The organism is Roseovarius sp. MBR-79, assembly GCF_053628555.1.
In genome coordinates, this window is the sequence record NZ_JBRJGP010000016.1 from 45,372 (window position 1) to 60,877 (window position 15,506).

Annotated in this window: 13 protein-coding genes and 1 pseudogene; 1 reads left to right on the plus strand and 13 read right to left on the minus strand. The window is 61.1% G+C overall.

Going from position 1 to position 15,506, the window contains the following annotated elements; all coding sequences use genetic code 11:
* Nucleotides 1-279: 279 nt before the first annotated feature.
* The 10 genes and pseudogenes from ACSSV8_RS15425 to ACSSV8_RS15470 form a co-directional block, all read right to left on the minus strand.
* Nucleotides 280-990, minus strand: a complete 711-nt coding sequence (locus ACSSV8_RS15425; RefSeq protein WP_454283041.1) for a toll/interleukin-1 receptor domain-containing protein — start codon at nt 988-990, stop codon at nt 280-282.
* A 61-nt stretch (nt 991-1,051) separates the two neighbouring features.
* A complete protein-coding gene (locus ACSSV8_RS15430; RefSeq protein WP_288960400.1) occupies nt 1,052-2,122 on the minus strand; it encodes a helix-turn-helix domain-containing protein in 1,071 nt (356 codons plus the stop codon).
* Complete coding sequence (locus ACSSV8_RS15435; protein WP_417281127.1) at nt 2,122-2,712, minus strand: hypothetical protein; 591 nt, start codon at nt 2,710-2,712, stop codon at nt 2,122-2,124. Before ACSSV8_RS15435 ends, ACSSV8_RS15430 begins: the two co-directional genes overlap by 1 nt.
* Nucleotides 2,713-3,246: 534 nt before the next feature.
* Entirely contained in the window at nt 3,247-3,828 is a 582-nt protein-coding gene (locus tag ACSSV8_RS15440) for a rhomboid family intramembrane serine protease (protein ID WP_417281129.1), read from the minus strand.
* Between the two features lie 148 nt (nt 3,829-3,976).
* Nucleotides 3,977-4,513 (minus strand): hypothetical protein, encoded by a 537-nt coding sequence (locus ACSSV8_RS15445; protein ID WP_454283042.1) that lies wholly within the window; start codon nt 4,511-4,513, stop codon nt 3,977-3,979.
* A 156-nt stretch (nt 4,514-4,669) separates the two neighbouring features.
* Nucleotides 4,670-5,398, minus strand: a complete 729-nt coding sequence (locus ACSSV8_RS15450) for a DUF736 family protein (RefSeq protein ID WP_282092896.1) — start codon at nt 5,396-5,398, stop codon at nt 4,670-4,672.
* A 124-nt stretch (nt 5,399-5,522) separates the two neighbouring features.
* Nucleotides 5,523-5,818: pseudogene (locus ACSSV8_RS15455) on the minus strand (hypothetical protein).
* A 109-nt stretch (nt 5,819-5,927) separates the two neighbouring features.
* The gene (locus tag ACSSV8_RS15460; RefSeq protein WP_282092894.1) at nt 5,928-6,380 is read right to left on the minus strand and encodes a DUF6915 family protein; all 453 of its coding nucleotides are present in this window, start codon (nt 6,378-6,380) and stop codon (nt 5,928-5,930) included.
* A gap of 1 nt (nt 6,381) precedes the next feature.
* Nucleotides 6,382-6,768: a DUF6878 family protein gene (locus tag ACSSV8_RS15465; protein ID WP_282092893.1), complete on the minus strand. Its 387-nt coding sequence runs from the start codon at nt 6,766-6,768 to the stop codon at nt 6,382-6,384.
* A gap of 126 nt (nt 6,769-6,894) precedes the next feature.
* The gene (locus ACSSV8_RS15470) at nt 6,895-11,157 is read right to left on the minus strand and encodes a strawberry notch-like NTP hydrolase domain-containing protein (RefSeq protein WP_454283043.1); all 4,263 of its coding nucleotides are present in this window, start codon (nt 11,155-11,157) and stop codon (nt 6,895-6,897) included.
* A gap of 256 nt (nt 11,158-11,413) precedes the next feature.
* Between ACSSV8_RS15470 and ACSSV8_RS15475 the strand changes: the two genes are divergently transcribed.
* A complete protein-coding gene (locus tag ACSSV8_RS15475) occupies nt 11,414-12,079 on the plus strand; it encodes a hypothetical protein (protein WP_009807536.1) in 666 nt (221 codons plus the stop codon).
* On the opposite strand, the gene ACSSV8_RS15480 is transcribed toward ACSSV8_RS15475, so the two are convergent.
* The 3 genes from ACSSV8_RS15480 to ACSSV8_RS15490 all read right to left on the minus strand — a co-directional run bounded on the left by ACSSV8_RS15480 (nt 12,076) and on the right by ACSSV8_RS15490 (nt 15,376).
* Nucleotides 12,076-12,732: a DUF6927 domain-containing protein gene (locus ACSSV8_RS15480; protein ID WP_454283071.1), complete on the minus strand. Its 657-nt coding sequence runs from the start codon at nt 12,730-12,732 to the stop codon at nt 12,076-12,078. The genes ACSSV8_RS15475 and ACSSV8_RS15480 overlap by 4 nt on opposite strands.
* Entirely contained in the window at nt 12,732-13,325 is a 594-nt protein-coding gene (locus ACSSV8_RS15485) for a regulator (RefSeq protein ID WP_454283044.1), read from the minus strand. The genes ACSSV8_RS15480 and ACSSV8_RS15485 overlap by 1 nt, the downstream gene beginning before the upstream one ends.
* 74 nt (nt 13,326-13,399) lie before the next feature.
* A complete protein-coding gene (locus ACSSV8_RS15490) occupies nt 13,400-15,376 on the minus strand; it encodes a ParB/RepB/Spo0J family partition protein (RefSeq protein ID WP_454283045.1) in 1,977 nt (658 codons plus the stop codon).
* Nucleotides 15,377-15,506: the final 130 nt, after the last annotated feature.

Sequence of the window (15,506 nt, forward strand, 5' to 3'; positions counted from 1 at the left end):
CGCTTTAGACTATACGGATTACGTCTCCAAGCTTGCGACGTGATGGGCGGAAAGCCGTCTTTCGGGGCGGCTGCGAATCCAAAGCTCCACCTTGGCGAAAGCAGCCATTCAAACCCTATCGGAACTGAAGCCTCTTGCTGCGATGGATGCCAAGGTTAGCAATGAGCAGAAAGGGTGCGTGTCACAAAGACACGCACCTGACAATGGGACGGCGAGGCCAAAACGACTATGCAACGATAGGAGAAGTTGGCCAGCGGTTCCGGCTACCGTTGCTCACGGCTAAACTTTGACCAGTTCGGCAATCTTGATCGCGACGTCGGTCATGCTTTCATCAGCTGTATTCAGGCCCGCTCGTGACGCCAATAGCAGACTGACCTTTTCGAGCTCTTCGTAAGTCGTTTCGTGCACGATTGGTATGAGCCGTTCGCGCCTCAATAATGCCGACAGTTCTTTGTCGGCTACACCTTCCGCGGGTAGACGCCGCAACATTGCTGGCGTGACCAGCACGATCCCAACCCTGGAATTGACCAAGCCCTTGTCAATTGCCCGCATCATAGGCACTCCCAGCCCAAGGTCCTTTTCGCTGAACCAAACTCGTACACCCCGTGCTTCGAGAAGGTCATGAAGTTCCTTCGCCGCGCCTTGCCTGTCGTCCCAAGCATGGCAGAGAAAGGCGTCACGGAGGTCTGGCTGGGAGGACGCAAGTTGCTCAACATTGTCCCTTATAGGAGTGAGGGCTTGTACTTGTGCTTGAGTGTAGGAAACCGTCGACGCGCTTCCTGACCAACGCGGTTTTTTGGTGCTGCGTCCTGTTCCGCTTCCGGTACTTGTGCTGCCACCAGCGGCGAAAGACATACGGGACGGTGGCGAGAACGAACCGTAGCTATTCGTTCTGCGACCATATCCGCCGTAACGGTTGCGACACGCTGGGCAGTTCGCCGCAGCAGCTGCTGAACTATGCCCCCTAACGGGAGCGGTACACCTTGCCATCTTTTCTGTCGCTCCTGCTTTTCAGAAGTGTAGGGACATCCTTTACGGGATGAACGTGAAGTTATTTGACCACCCGCAGGCGTTGCGACGCTTGCGGCAAAGGATGAAGTGAGCGAAGATCTTCTTCACTCGAACGAAGTGCTTGGGCCAAATCAGATACATCATATCCGAGCTCTTCGATATGGAGGCGCACGATCTCAGGCAAAACAGTTGGCATTTCAACTTTGAGATCAAGTTCGGGGGGCTCAGCTTTGCGATAGCCCATGGAACTCATTTGCCGCCATAAATACTGGCTTTGATTGTCGGTGATTGCCCCAATTTGCTTCGCTCGGTAGAGGAGCGCTGCCATTGATGTGCGCCACACTGGTTTCAAGGCAGCCAGGGTTTGAACCGTGAGGCGCCTTGATGAAAGCTGGGGGCGAAGGTCTCGTGCGGGCATTAGCAAAGCAGAGGCAAAGACGTTTGCTTCATTCTCCATGTCAGGAGATGGAACTTGATGCATAACGACGTGGCCGAGCTCATGCGCCAGACTGAAACGTTGCCGATCTGCCGGCATATTGCGGTTCAAGAATATGCACGGTGGCATATCCGGGATTTGAACAGTAAACCCGTCGACTTTGAGGGCAGCAAAGTCGCAATGCACGACAATGCAGCCCGCTCGCTCCACCCACTCGACAAGATCTCGGATAGGCCCCGAGGGGACAAGCCAAGTACGCCTGATGAGGTCGGCAATCCGCTCTGGATCGCCACCAAATTCATCTACATCCATCCGTGGCAGTGACAACTCGGGCTCAAGATCAGCTGCATCCAGTAGTCTTCTGAGGTGCAGTATCCTTATGTTGAGTTCAGCTTCCAGGCGTTCAATCGCTTTCTGTCCAACGCTGGCACGCTTCCGATATTGCACGCTCATTGGAAGGCCGATGACCCTATCATGTTGAAAAAAGAATTCTATGGGGAAGCCCAACGCTTTACTGACACTATCCAGAACCTCATCTGTCGGGCCGATCAGGCCGTTCTCAAGTTTGGAGAGATTGGCCTGCGACACACCTGATTTTGACGATAGTTCTGATTGACTCCATCCACGGGCCTGCCGCGCTATCCGCAGCAGGTCTTGATTGAAATTGTCGGTCATTAGTCTGTGCTTTTCTTGCGGTCGGAAGCTCTGCCCTTGAGTTTCACGATGGAGGCGGCCGGGCGAACTGGCTTCGGATCGGGAAGCGGCAGCGGCATGGTCGCTTCACCCGCATCCAAGAGGCTATACTCCCACGCAACCCGATTGCTATCCCTTGCAACTACGCAAATATCCGCGATCTGCGTTTCAAGCTGATTGAGTTTGTATACAATCTCAACGCGTTGAACCTCTGGAAGATTGAACAAATCCTGATCATGATCGTGAAATGCCAGAGCGAGTTGCGTGGCGACGTTTGACGAGCGGCCCGTTTCGTCGGCCTTCTTGAATCTGAAAAGCACTTTGTCGTGGACAAGAAACTTCATCGTTTCATGCCCGTCAATAACGTGTACCGCGTCGTGTCCCAACAGGTCGCTGTTCACACGTTCAATGATCTGCTCCCACACAAAGTTGGCGCGGCTACGTTTACAACGCCACACGCCGTTGAAATCGCTGGACAGCCAATCGTCCCAAGCGCTTCGAATGGCTGAGATGATGGGTTCGCGGATTTCGTTCAAGATGGGACGGACTGAAACTTCACTGGGGATCGGCATGCTCAAGCCTCGATTGTTTGATCACCTTGTAGCGGTCGACATTTACAAATGCAACAGCAAATTATTCACTAGTTGATTTCCTCCTTGAGCCTCGGGGCAAAGGTCCCCGCCGGGAGGCGCCTTGGGGTGTCCAGAGGGCGGGCAAGTTGAGTGCTTCGCTTTTGTCCGTGCGAGTCGCACTCGATGGAGGGGGTTTTGGGGAGGCGAGCGAAGTCTCCTCCGACCGGGCGCAGGGAGTTCAGTGGGAGAGCAAACCGATGACCCTGATCCGGCGGAAGCCTTCCGCGGAATGCGCAGGGTCCCGGGGAAGCGCCCCGTTCGAACGATAGACCGAACAGGGGCTCCCTCGGGGCCGAAGTGCGATCTGGTTAGTGGATAATTTCACCTGCAAGACCTCCCGGCCATTCGTGTCGGGGTGAAGCTGCACCGCCGTGTTGAGCAACAGTGTGAATGGCAGAACAGGGGATTCCGCACCGCGGCAAAAGCCACTCAAACGAATGTCCGGAGAGGGCCGACCACGTCTGGCGTACCGCTTCAGTCCAGATCGACGCCGCCGAGGCGCGGCGCATGTACATGCGTTCGGATTAGGAACGCAGCGACCGCGCCGGCGATGGCACCGAAGAGGTGCGCTTCCCACGACACGCCGGGTTGGCCCGGAAGAACGCCCCAGAGAATGGAGCTATAGAGGACACCGACCACCAGTGTCGCGCCCAGCGTGATCAATGAGCGATCCACGAAGCTGCGCGCGACGAGGAAGCCAAACCAGCCGAAGACCAACCCTGACGCCCCGATATGGATGGCGGAGCTTCCGAACAGCCAGACGAGTCCGCCGCCGAGGCCGATCACCACTGCATTCACCGGCAGCAAAGCCCTCGTGGTCGAGGCCACAAGCAGCCCACCCATCACCAGGAGCGGCGGCGTATTGGCCATCAGATGCGCGAAGCTTCCGGGCAGCAGGGGCATGGCGATGACACCATCCAATCCGCTGCCGTGCCTGGGGATCAGGCCGAAGGCCGGGATCAGGCCGTAGCCGGTGATCCAATTGACGACTTGGATCGCCCAGAGCAGCGCGACAAAGGCGGCAAGCGCCGCGGTTCGCCGGAAGAAGACGCGCATGTGATCCCGTTTCATCATGTTGGCGACAGTAGTCGTCCCCACAGCGCCTTCAACGGCTTTCGCGCGCTGCACAGGGTACCACCTCCGGGAAAGAGGGTTTGAGGCGGCCAACCTCGGTACGGCTCAAGCCAAGAGAATGGCTCCGGTCTTACACGGTGTTCCCCGGGCGAAAGGGCTGCGGTTCACGCTCGGGGCGCTTCAGGGCTTCGGCGTATTTACGGGCATTGTCATCGATTGTGCCGTGCCAAAGCTTCGAGACGAACGCGCGGGCGTCTTGGACCGTCATGTCTTTCAGCGAAGAGGACAGCGCCATGAATAGCTCATCCTCGCTAATCGCGGCGGCGCGGTGCATGGCATCCGCGTAAAATGATGGGTCGTTGAGAACCTGCTCGCGCAGCGGCATCCGCGCGAGGTTCTCCTCCGGGATCGCCATGAAGATCGTGTCCTGCAGGTCGGTCAGATACGCACGCCGCGATGTGGACACCGGCTTTCCCGTCGCCTTGGCCTCCAGAAATGCCTGCCTTGTCCTGTCGAGCCTTGCCCTTGCATGGGTCATGATGACATCACGCTGTCGTTCAGGCAGCGCAAATCCGGTGCAACGCTGGATATGAGCAAGTAGCTCTTCAACCTCGGCGTCTACATCAAAGCTCACGAACCACGGAGCTTTTCCCAGTCTCGCCATCATGCGCCTACCTTCGTCCATACAATATTATATTATCGTATATCATATTCAGCAGATCGCAAGCAGATGGCGCCCGTCATGCAGCCAAACATGGAAAAAGGGGACCCGTGGTCCCACGGCTCCCCTTTCAGTTCACATCGTCTCCCCCTCGCGCGCCGACTAGGCGACCAAGGAGAGCCCCGCGCCCGCGTCTTGCGCTTGATCACCGCTGTCGATGAACGGAATGATCGAGAAAGTCTGGCCACCGCGCTGTTCTTCGTTCTGGACGGCGTTGACACGCAGGTCGCCATCAGGCGTGTTGATCAGCAGCGACAGGTAGTCATTGCCCGTGCGGCTGCTCTTGGCCATCCAGGCCGAGCCGACGCGGATCGGCGTGCCCCGGGGCGAGCTGACTTCGATGCGGTAATCGGGGTGGGTCTCCTCGGTCTTGTAGCTGTTCTCGATCAGCATGAACTCCAGATCGAACATCATGTTGGCGATGTAGCCGGTGAAGGCGTTGTCGGCGTCCATGGCGGTGAGCTCGCCCGAGATCGAGCCGGATTTCATCAGGCCGTTCGAGACCAGCGGGATGATCTCGAATTCGCCGCTCTTGGCCGCGCGCGCCTCTTTCGTCTGCACCGCGTTGACCCGGAAGGGACCAAGGCCCACATCGATCTGCATCGAGATGTAGGGGTTGCCGCTGGTCGTGCCGGTTTCGTTCCAGGCCGTGCCGATGCGCACCTTGCGGCCCGACTTGTTGGTCGCCGTTACGTCATAATCCGGGCTGCGCTCGGACATCTTCGGGCGGGTTTCGAGCTGGATGGCAACATCGAAACGCGTCGAGTGAATCATGCCGGTGTATTCGGCGGCGGCGGTCTCGACATTGCGGGTAAGGGTTCCTGCGAACATGAGATGGTTCCTTTTGGATTGGCCGGTGCCTGACGTTCTTGCCAGCGCATCCGGGATTGCTTTCTCGACCCCTTGAGGGATCACAAATCAGAAAGCCTGCTTTCCTTTCTTCCCCTCCCCTCGGTCAGAACTGCCGCCCGAGTGGGAATGCCTCCGCGCCTCCGGGTGCTACGCCCCTCCCCTGCCCGTCTGGTCTTGCTTGGCTGCCCGAACGCCGTCCTCCGACCGCGCGATGAAGAACTCCGCCGATTTTCCGTTCAACCGGTGCGCTTCCCGCTCGGTCAGGCCGATGCAGCTGCCGTTCGGCATATAGGTGATCAGGTACTGACCCAGCCGGTCCTTGTGGACAACGTAGCCGGTATTGGCCCAATGCACGGTCTGGCCGGCATCGACGGCCGCCTTGATGTCTTCGAGTGTCATGCGAACCTCCTCAAGAAGAATGGTGGGTAAACGCCGCAAGAAGCCCGATCTTCCGACCAGGCTTCTATGCAGCATTCGTTTGGCAAACGACCGAGAGCTGTCAGGCGCTTTACGTGGCTTGCGTCGCGCGCGCCGCCATCCAATCTTTCAGGCCAAGAACCGTTCGTCCGGCGGCGACCTCGGAGGCCCAGGCAACCCTTGGATCGCCGCAGGGCTCCCCGCTGACGTGCTGCTCGATATGGCCATTGGCCATCCATGGCTCGGGCTGGATTCGTCGCAGCCAGTCCGCCATGCTCGGGATGCGGCCCTGGCAGTCTTCGCGGACATGCTGCTCGCCGATCCAGCGCACGGGGATGTCCCGACCCGCGCTATTGGTCAGGGTCAGGCCGAAGACACGTTCGGCCTCGAACAGGCCTTGGGTATGGTGGCGCAAGGCCCGGTGCGTGAAAAGCGCGAGATGCTCTTTCGAGGCGTCAAACCAATCGTGGACGGCCTGATAGTCAGACGGCACCCCGCCGAATTTCCGGGCAGAGCTTTCGGCATGATGAAGCGGATGGGCCATCTCAAAGCCCCTCTTCATAGCTGTGCGAGCATTCGACATAGCGGTCGGCGTGATCGAGGGTGATGCTGTCTGCTGCAATGTCCCAGGTCAGCGTGCCGTAGCCGCCCTCGTTGTTCTCGAACCCCGGGTGATGGTGATAGGCGAGCGACCAGGCGAAATCGCCCACCTCGGTGGCAAGCGGTTCCGGCAGTTTGGCCTCCGCAGGCTGCACAATCACATCTTCGACATTGCCGGAGTCGCCATAGCCTTCGTATTCCGCAGTGACCTCGCTGATGCCGAGCGCACGTAGTTGTGCGATCAGCTCCGCTCGGGATGCCTTCAAGGTGGTTTCGCGCTCTGCGCGCCACTGAGCCGCCATTGCGGCATAGTCGATCTGGGGATTGGTCATGGGTCTGTCCTCTTGTCTGAATTTGGGACGAGCGCAGGCGTGCCATTGGCCTGCCCGCGCACCAAGAACGCGCAGACCGGTCAAATCCCGATCCGCGACGCCCGACCCAAAGCCCTCTTTGACTTTTCAGGCGGCTTGGTCCGCCGCTCTGGGGGTTCCCTGCCCCACGATCCGTGCCAGAATGCTGACCGTGTCGACACCGTCCCCATGCGGGAGGAACACCCGCAACTGGAAGGCGATGATCTCGGTGAAACAGCCAAGCGCTTTGAGGCTTTCGATCATACCCCGATCCGCACCGCCCAGCTCGAGGCGCATCTCGCCTGCGACACGGCGACGGGTCAGGGTCAGACCCCGGCCAATATCGACAGGCGCTGTAGTGCCAAGAGCGACGGTCATCATCTCCTGCGGTGTTTGCGGGTTGGAGACGAGGAAGCGGGAGCGCAGCGCGGCCGCCCCTTCTTCGCTCAGCGTGCGCCCGATCATGGCGGTCGCCCCATCCGGCGTGACCCGATAGATGCGCTCATTGGTGGTCGGGATGTCCTTCCAGATCGGTAGCAGAAGCCCGGTCAGCAGGTAGAGCTTGGTCGTGGTGGTTTTTGGCAGGGACGCAGCCTCGGCATCCCAAAGCCGCGCAAACTCAGGCTTGCTGATCTCTTCCCAGGCAGAAGACCCGAACCGCGCCTCCTCCAGGTAGCTCGACCCGTTTGGCCGCACCGCCTTGCGCATCAGCGTGACGACGTCCTCGTCATACATCTGCATCGGCCGCGCCGAGATCAGCGCCGCGCGACCGGAGGCGCGATTGACCATCGGCAGCTTGTCGGGGTTGAGCGACAGGGCGTCATCCGCCGACAGCACGTGGACAGGGTCGGTAACCTCAAGTCCAATGATCCGTGTCACGGCACCGGATTTCGGGCAGGTCCAGAGATCCTCTGTGGAGACCTGCTCGATCCTTTCGCCACGCAGGGTTTCCACGCCGAGATCGAGCGTGCCTGCCGCGCGCGCCCGTTCGGTCTGATCAGCGATCCGCTTCATGAACTCGGCAAAAAGCGCGTTCTGCATGTGGATGGGCAGGGCCAGAACCCGGTTCAGAAACCGCTGGATCGGCGGCAACTCCTCAAGGAGCACCCCGTCCTTGTCGATCAGCCGCAGGGCCGTCCAGTCGGTGAAGCTCTCGTAGCTCATCGCCTCGGCCCGCCCGGCGGCAAGATCGGCGAAATACCCACGCAGCGCCGCTCGCGCGATTGGACTTTCGAGATTGTCCTCCTCGCGGAACATGCCTTGCGAGCCGGTCTCGCGCTGGCCCTTCGTCAAGGCACCCAGCTGGTCGAGGCGTTTGGCTATAGTTGAGGTGAAGCGCTTCTCGCCATGCACATCGGAGGTGCAGACCCGGAAGAAGGGCGCGCTGACCTGGGCCGAACGATGCGTGCGGCCGAGCCCCTGGATGGCCGCATCGGCGCGCCAGCCGGGCTCCAGCAGGTAGTGCCGCCGCCGCTTCTGGTTCCTCGCCGTTTGCGCCGCATGATAGGAGCGGCCCGTGCCGCCCGCGTCAGAAAAGACCAGGATATCCTTCTCACCATCCATGAAGGCTTGGGTCTCCGACGAATTGCTGCTAGCGGCGCGCTTCTCGATGAAGAGATGACCATCCTCGGCCTTGAGGGGCCGGATAGATCGCCCCGTGACCTCGGCGACAGCCTCGTCGCCAAAGGTCCATAGGATCTGGTCCAGCGCCGAGGGGATTGGGGCCAGCGTCATCAATTCCATCATGGCCGCGTCACGCAAAGCGAGCGCCTCGCGCGAGACAACGAGCGCGCCGGTCTCGTCCCTGAGCGGCTCGGCCACCATATTGCCGTCGATCTCGACCAGCTTTTGCGCGTGGATCGGGAAGGCCTGTTCCAGGTAGCCCAGAACATAGTCGCGCGGCGTCAAGGCACCCTCGACGAGCTCGTCTTCCGCGTCCATCGTTTCAAGCCGACGTTTCAGCAGGCTCTCGCCGGTCGAAACCACCTGGATGACGCACGCGTGGCCCGTTGCCAGGTCGTCCTCGATGGCGCGGATGATGGTCGGTGCCTTCATGCCCATCAGAAGATGGTTGAAGAAGCGCTGCTTCGTGCTTTCGAAGCGGGACTTGGCCGAGGCCCGGGCGGCTGACGCATTGGTCTCCCCCGAGGCGTCATTGACGCCAGTCGCAGTCAGTGCGGCTTCCAGATTGTGGTGGATCGTCCGAAACGCGGTCGCATAAGCATCATAGATCTCGATCTGGGCCGGGGTGAGCGCATGTTCGAGCACGTCATACTCCACGCCATCAAAGCTGAGGGCACGGGCCGTGTAGAGGCCGAGCGTCTTGAGATCGCGTGCGACCACCTCCATGGCGGCCACGCCGCCTGCCTCCATTGCCGAGACGAAACCTTCGCGGCTCGGGAAGGGATATTCGGGGCCCTGCCCCCAGAGCCCCAGTCGTGCGGCATAGGCGAGGTTGTGGACGCTCGTGGCGCCCGTGGCCGAGATGTAGAAGACGCGGGCGCGGGGTGACGCGAGTTGCAGCCGGAGGCCTGCGAGGCCCTGCTGGGAGGGTTTGACCCCCCTGCCCTGCTCGGACCCTGCCGCGTTCTGCATGGCGTGGGCCTCATCAAAAGCGAGGACGCCGTCGAAATCTTCGCCCATCCAGTCGAGCATCTGGCTCAGCCGCGTGGTGCCGCATTTGCCCGCGGAGCGCAGCGTGGCGTAGGTAGCAAACAGGATGCCGTCACCCATCGGGATCGGCTGGTCCGGTTTCCATTTCGAGAGCGGCTGGATATCTGCAGGCGAGCCGCCAAGATCTGTCCAGTCACGGATCGCATCCTCGATCAGCGTGGCGGATTTGGAGACCCAGATCGCCTTCCGACGCCCGGCCAGCCAGTTCACGAGAATGAGCCCCGCGCATTCGCGGCCCTTGCCGCAGCCGGTGCCGTCCCCGAGGAAATAGCCAAGACGATAGGCCCGCGCCACGGTGTCATCATCGGCGCGCGTTAGCTTGGTCTGGTCGTCATCGATGGTGAACCGACCGGGCAGATCACGCCCATGGGCATCATGCGCCATGATGATGGTCTCGAGCTGCGCCTCGGAGAGATGTCCCTCCTCGATCAATCGTGCTGGCAGGCACAATTCCGAACTGGCGCCACCCGAAGGCACGGGTGGCGCGACAGAGGCCATGGCGATGCTCTCGACCAACGGCGTGGGATGTTCCTGCGTGCCTGCAATCTCGATTCGTTGCGGGCGGTAGCGCGCATAGATGTCCGAGACGGGGGTGTTGTCGCGCGGGACATCGAAGCTTGTGAAGCAGAGCGGGCGGACGGCATTGGCCCGTGGTTTGGAGGCGGCGACAGGCGCAGCGACGGTCTTGCGCGGGGCAGATGATGGAACGGTTGCTCGAGCATGAGGGATTGCTTCAGCCGATTGGCCGGGGCGTATCTCGAGCCGGGTCGCGGCCACGGCGTCGATAAAAGGAAGGGCTTCATCCAAGTCCCGGACACTGGCGCGGATCATCTCGCCGTCCTCCTGCACCTTGTCGAAGACTATCAGCTGAGTTTCGACAGAGGTTCCGAGCTTGCGGTAGACCTGCCCCGGCATCGTCAGCGCCAAGCGCGGCGTCAGGAGACCGCAGGCGCGGGACCAATGCGCGGTATCGCGTTCGGGCGTGAATCCTGGCGGCATGATCGCCACCAGCCGCCCACCGGGCGCGAGACGCTTCGCTGCCGCAATGAGATGCTTGGCGGCGATGTGCTTGTCTCGCGAGCGATCGACCGAGGAAGCGAAGGGCGGATTCATCACCACGACGTCGGGCAGAACCGGCGTCTGCAGCAGATCGTCAATATGCTCACCGTCATGGCCCGTCACATCGCCGCCAAAGACCGCGCGCAATAGGCTCTGGCGAAAGGGGTCTATTTCATTGAGCAAAAGCGTGGCACCGGCCCGGGCGGCGAAAGCGGCCAAGGCGCCGGTGCCAGCCGAGGGCTCCAGAACGGTCTCGCCCTTGCGAATGGCTGCCGCCCGCACGGCCATTGCCGCGAAAGGCAACGGCGTGGAAAACTGCTGCAGCCGGATCTGTTGCTCTGACCGGCGCGTTTCCGTCAGGAGACGTGACGCAAGGAGTTTTGCGGCGGAGTAATCATCCTCACTGTTGTCGCCACGTAGCAGCGCCTGCACAGCCGCCGCCTGCATCAGATCGTAGGCCATGCGCCAGTCCCACGCGCCGCTGGCATCGCTGCCATGAAACGTCTCGCGCATGATGCGCGCGAGCGCTGAACTGCGCAGGGGTTGGTAGTCGATCTCCGCGCCGATTTGCGCTAGCGCAGAGGCGAGATCAGCGTCGGAGATTGGGAAAGGCGGGTTTGCCGGATTGGGCTTGGTCATGGGGGTTTTCCTTTGGATCAGGGTCTGAGTTCCAAAGGACAAAAAGCCCACTTTCGCTTTTCGGGGTGATGAGGTCAGACCAAGAGGCATCCAATCGCCGACCGGCCAATCAAACGGTTTGTCGGAGTTGGTTTAGAAAACTGAAAAACCCGCCGCAATGCGACGGGCTTTTGCTTTCTTTGTGCAATGAGGGGAGGCATAGTGCCCGCAGTCTCAAAGCTCATGCTCTATATGGCACCGAAAGTCTTTACTGTCAATGTATCCACCGTTCACGGCTGATGAAGAACACCACCTTCCGAACGTCTTATCCGCACCTAGGTTTGCGACCTATCTGCGCGAAACCGGCAATGATAGGACGCGGGCTCTCCACCTATACCACTGGAATCTTCAAGTATCAGCCGCGTTCATGGTTCCACTCCATGTTTTGGAAGTTGCGCTGCGAAACGCGATCGTGGAAGCAATCGAAGCTGTCCACGGAGGAACATGGCCTTGGACACAAGGCTTCATCCGTTCGTTGCCGAACCCGCGCGGTCCGGCATACAGCCCCAAACGAGACCTCGAAGGCTGCGCAGCACAGCAACCCACTGCCGGAAAGGTAGTCGCCGAACTGAAGTTCGTGTTTTGGGAGAAGATGCTGACAAACAGGCACCAAGGCAGACTGTGGGACGATCATTTCTACGCAGTGTTTCCGGACGCGCCTCGTGGTGTCGCTGCCAACCAGCGCCGATCTGAATTAAGGTCTGACATTGAAGCCGTGAGGAGGCTCCGCAACAGAATCGCACACCATGAGCCTGTTTTTCCGCGCGCCCTTCAGGATGATTTTGATCGGATCATCCGCTGCATAAGATGGCGCAACGAAACGACCAGCAACTGGGTGCTAGAAATCGAGACGGTACGCGCACTCCTCGCAGTGCGCCCCTAAGCGTCCCGCCCCGCGAGATACTCCGCCAGCACAGGACTGGCCTCGCCCTTTGCAGAGCTGAGCAGCTCCGAGCCGGCAAGCGAGGCTTTCGACAGACGCACGAGTCCACCGGTTTCCTCGATCCGATAGCAGCGCCGCTTTTGCCGCCCGCGCCTGTAGTGGGTCACTGTGACGATCAGGCAGGTGCTGCCATCGGTGAGAGCCACAGGCGCGGCGAGCTTGATCCTGTCCCCCTCTTGATAGTCAGGGATCGTGGCCCAGTCCCGGCAGCGTTGGCGCCAGGCATGGGCGTAGCTGTCCGGATCTTTCAGGTCGGACAGCAGGGCCAACAGGCTCAGTGGCGCGCGGGATTCGACCGGTCCCGCGCTTTCCTCCATGTCCTTGTAGCCCCAGCAGCCGTCATTGTATCGGGTGAGGAAGACAGCCCCGAAAGTGATGGAGCCATCCGCATCGGTCACATAGGTCGCGTCCTCGACAGGGGTGCCGTCGAGATTGGCGACCCTTGCCGCCGCATACCAGGTGGAGCCGACCTTACAGGCCTTGACCAGTTCGGTTTTGCGCCTGTCGCCCTCGAAAGTGCAGAGCCGGGCAATCTCCGCTTTCTCATCTGCGTAGCTCTGGACGCGGCCGTCGGTGTAGAAGAGCCAACCCATCACGCCACCCTCCGATCATCGAGTTCCATCAAGGCATCGAGCGGCACGCGGTAGGGCTGCATGGCGTCGAAATCCTCGCAATTGCCGCAGTTCTGCACGATTGCGAAGGTGTCGCAGGCATCCTTGAGGATGACCCGGAAGGTGCCGCCAAGACCCGAGGGTACGTCGTATGTCCCGCCGATGAGGTAGTCCGAGGCCCGGCGCACGAAGACGCGGATGCTGTGGCCATCGGTGGCAAGCCGGATCGCGCCCTGCCCCCGGTCGATGAGCACCTGCACATCGTCGAGAATGTCCGTGTAGAACTGGCCGGTCAGATCGCGAAACGCCATGCGGCGCTGCGCCATCCAGTCGGTGTCCCGAAACGGGTTCATGCCATCGGCGAAAGCAAAGGACGGATCGGCTTGCTCGGTCGTGACGATGCGGGTGGTCGTGCCGTCGATCCCGTTCGAGCGCAGATGCACGCCATTGCCAACGATGAGGATCAGGGCGGGCCTGTCCACGGGTCCGTTCCAGTTGGGCAGGAAGGTTTTGCAAGAGCGTGCATGGGCGATCTGCGCTGCGACGGCGGAGGCAGAGAACTTGAGAATAGCCATGGAGATGTCTTTCGGTTGAGTGTGGGAAGGACGACCCGCGCGGGCGAAATGCTTCGCGCGGGTCGCGTAAGGCCTCAGGCCGCTTGCGCGGCCTCGCTGTCAGGCTCCGGGGTTTCCGCAGTGGTCTCCGCCTCATCAAAGGCGACACCGTTGGTCTGCATCATCGGCGGGCACCAGGCGTCCACAGCAGCGCGCTGCGCGTCGGTGAGGGTGGCGAAGGGTTCGGCGAAGAGCTTGTCGCAAAAGGCGACGATCTCTTTCTTGCTCGACGAGGCCAGCGTCACCGACTCCTGGGCGAGACCCAGATCCTCGCCGAGGATTTTCAGGAGCCAGGCCTTCTTAAAGCGATTGAAGAGCGCCGCAGTCGGCGTCCAATGGACGCGGATATCGGGCATAATCTCGATCTCGAAGTCATGCATCAGGCTGTCGCGCTGGCGGTCCCGCGCAAAGCAGGACTGCGTGGTGCTGGCCGTCGCATATGCGACGAGCTTGGCCTTCTCACCCGCATCGAGCGCGCGAAACGCCGCATACTGATCGGCAGGCGAACGCGCGTCATCGAGCCAGGACAGATCGAGCGCATCATGCGCCGCCGCCACCTGCTCGAGCGAGGTCTCGTCGATCTCGTCCATCTTGGCGTGGCTGCGGTAATCCTTGCGGGCCTCGACCTTGATGGCCTGCGTGACGCTCATGCCGGTGCCCAGAACGTCGCTGACCAACTTGAAGAGCGTCAAATCGAGCGTGGCCTCGGGATGCAGCGCCATTGCAGCGCCAAGGGCCATCGCCCGCTCCGTCTTGAGGTCTTCGGCCAGCGAGGCCGGGTAGGTGATCTCGCCCGCTTCGGACTCGTGCTTGCCGCCCTGTACACTTGAGGCGCTGCGCGCTGCCTCTTGCTTGTCCTCGGGGCGCACAAGGCCCACATGAATCGTCACCTTCCCATTCGACCACGAGGCGATAACCCCGGCCCGCGCCAGATCCTTGGCGCTATAGGCCTCCTGCAGGTCGCGAGCTTCGTCTTCCAAAGCATCCACGCGGTCGCAAAGCGCGTTGTAGGCTTCGTCCTCGAGCCCCTCATCCTCCACCTCAAGCTGGAGTTGCTCGAGCGCGGCGGTGATCTCATCGATGCGCTTCTGGGCAGCCTCATCCGGCTCGATCGGGCCGGGATAGACGCGGCCATAGTCGGCCATGGTCGCGTAATCATAGCGCACCATCGCATCGGCCCAGGCAAAGCCCAGTTTTGCGCGGGCTTGCTCAGCGGCGGCACCGAGCTTCTCGAGCAGGATGGTTTCGACCAGCGCCGCATCCTCGAGCACGGAATGCTCTTCCAGAAGGTCAGCCGCAATGGCCCCGCCGCGCGCCTCATAGACCTCACGCACGAATGCCCCGATATCGTCACTGACCTGCACACCACGCGACTTGAGCGCCTGCCGCACCGTGTAGGCCTGCAGGTAGCTGTCCTCCTTGGTGAGCGCCTCATAGACTTCGCGTTGCACCTCCTGGCTCGGATGCTCAGCAAAAGCCTTCATCGTATCGAGCGTGATCGTCTTGGCCCGGGCAGCCGCGCGGATGTCGGGGTGGATCAGGCCATAGCGCAACCGTCCTTTCACGGCGGCAACCGTCGTTCCGAAGGTCTTGGCGATCGTTTCGGGCGTCTGGCCGTCGACCTCCATCATCCGCGCGAAGGCCTCGAATTCGTCGATGGCATTCATCGGCGCTTGCGTGATGTTCTCGGCGAGCGACAGAGCCGTGGTGACGTCGCAGTCCTCAGGGACAAGGCGGCAGTCGACCTTGGTTTTCGCCGTGAACCCCTTGGTGGCCTTATCGGCGATCAGCTCCTTCAGCGCGGCATGGCGCCGGCCACCGGCCAGCACGGCGTATTTGCCGTCGACCTGCTGGACCAGAAGCGGCTGCAGGAGGCCCAGTACAGCGATGCTGGCCTTGAGATGCGCGATGTTCTCGGGGTCATAGGTTTCCGGTGCGTTGCTGCGCACATTGGCGGGGTGGGCGACAAGATCGCCAATGGCGACGGTGAGGGGGGCAAAGCTTGTGGTCATGGGATATCCTTCCAGGTGGGTGAGCTGTGGCCCGCGCGCGCGGGCGTGACCAATCCCCGGCTTCAGGGATCACCACGACAAAAGGCCCACTCTCCCTTTGAGGGGCAGCGGGCCTTCCGTGTCGGTTGTG

Excerpts from the sequence above, each read along its gene's own strand:
- ACSSV8_RS15430 (WP_288960400.1), bottom strand. The coding sequence starts at position 2,122 with ATGACCGACAATTTCAATCAAGACCTGCTGCGGATAGCGCGGCAGGCC.
- ACSSV8_RS15490 (WP_454283045.1), bottom strand. The coding sequence starts at position 15,376 with ATGACCACAAGCTTTGCCCCCCTCACCGTCGCCATTGGCGATCTTGTC.
- ACSSV8_RS15465 (WP_282092893.1), bottom strand. The coding sequence starts at position 6,768 with ATGACCAATCCCCAGATCGACTATGCCGCAATGGCGGCTCAGTGGCGC.
- ACSSV8_RS15435 (WP_417281127.1), bottom strand. The coding sequence starts at position 2,712 with ATGCCGATCCCCAGTGAAGTTTCAGTCCGTCCCATCTTGAACGAAATC.
- ACSSV8_RS15445 (WP_454283042.1), bottom strand. The coding sequence starts at position 4,513 with ATGATGGCGAGACTGGGAAAAGCTCCGTGGTTCGTGAGCTTTGATGTA.
- ACSSV8_RS15475 (WP_009807536.1), top strand. The coding sequence starts at position 11,414 with ATGTATCCACCGTTCACGGCTGATGAAGAACACCACCTTCCGAACGTC.
- ACSSV8_RS15450 (WP_282092896.1), bottom strand. The coding sequence starts at position 5,398 with ATGTTCGCAGGAACCCTTACCCGCAATGTCGAGACCGCCGCCGCCGAA.
- ACSSV8_RS15480 (WP_454283071.1), bottom strand. The coding sequence starts at position 12,732 with ATGGGTTGGCTCTTCTACACCGACGGCCGCGTCCAGAGCTACGCAGAT.
- ACSSV8_RS15485 (WP_454283044.1), bottom strand. The coding sequence starts at position 13,325 with ATGGCTATTCTCAAGTTCTCTGCCTCCGCCGTCGCAGCGCAGATCGCC.
- ACSSV8_RS15425 (WP_454283041.1), bottom strand. The coding sequence starts at position 990 with ATGGCAAGGTGTACCGCTCCCGTTAGGGGGCATAGTTCAGCAGCTGCT.
- ACSSV8_RS15470 (WP_454283043.1), bottom strand. The coding sequence starts at position 11,157 with ATGACCAAGCCCAATCCGGCAAACCCGCCTTTCCCAATCTCCGACGCT.
- ACSSV8_RS15440 (WP_417281129.1), bottom strand. The coding sequence starts at position 3,828 with ATGCGCGTCTTCTTCCGGCGAACCGCGGCGCTTGCCGCCTTTGTCGCG.
- ACSSV8_RS15460 (WP_282092894.1), bottom strand. The coding sequence starts at position 6,380 with ATGGCCCATCCGCTTCATCATGCCGAAAGCTCTGCCCGGAAATTCGGC.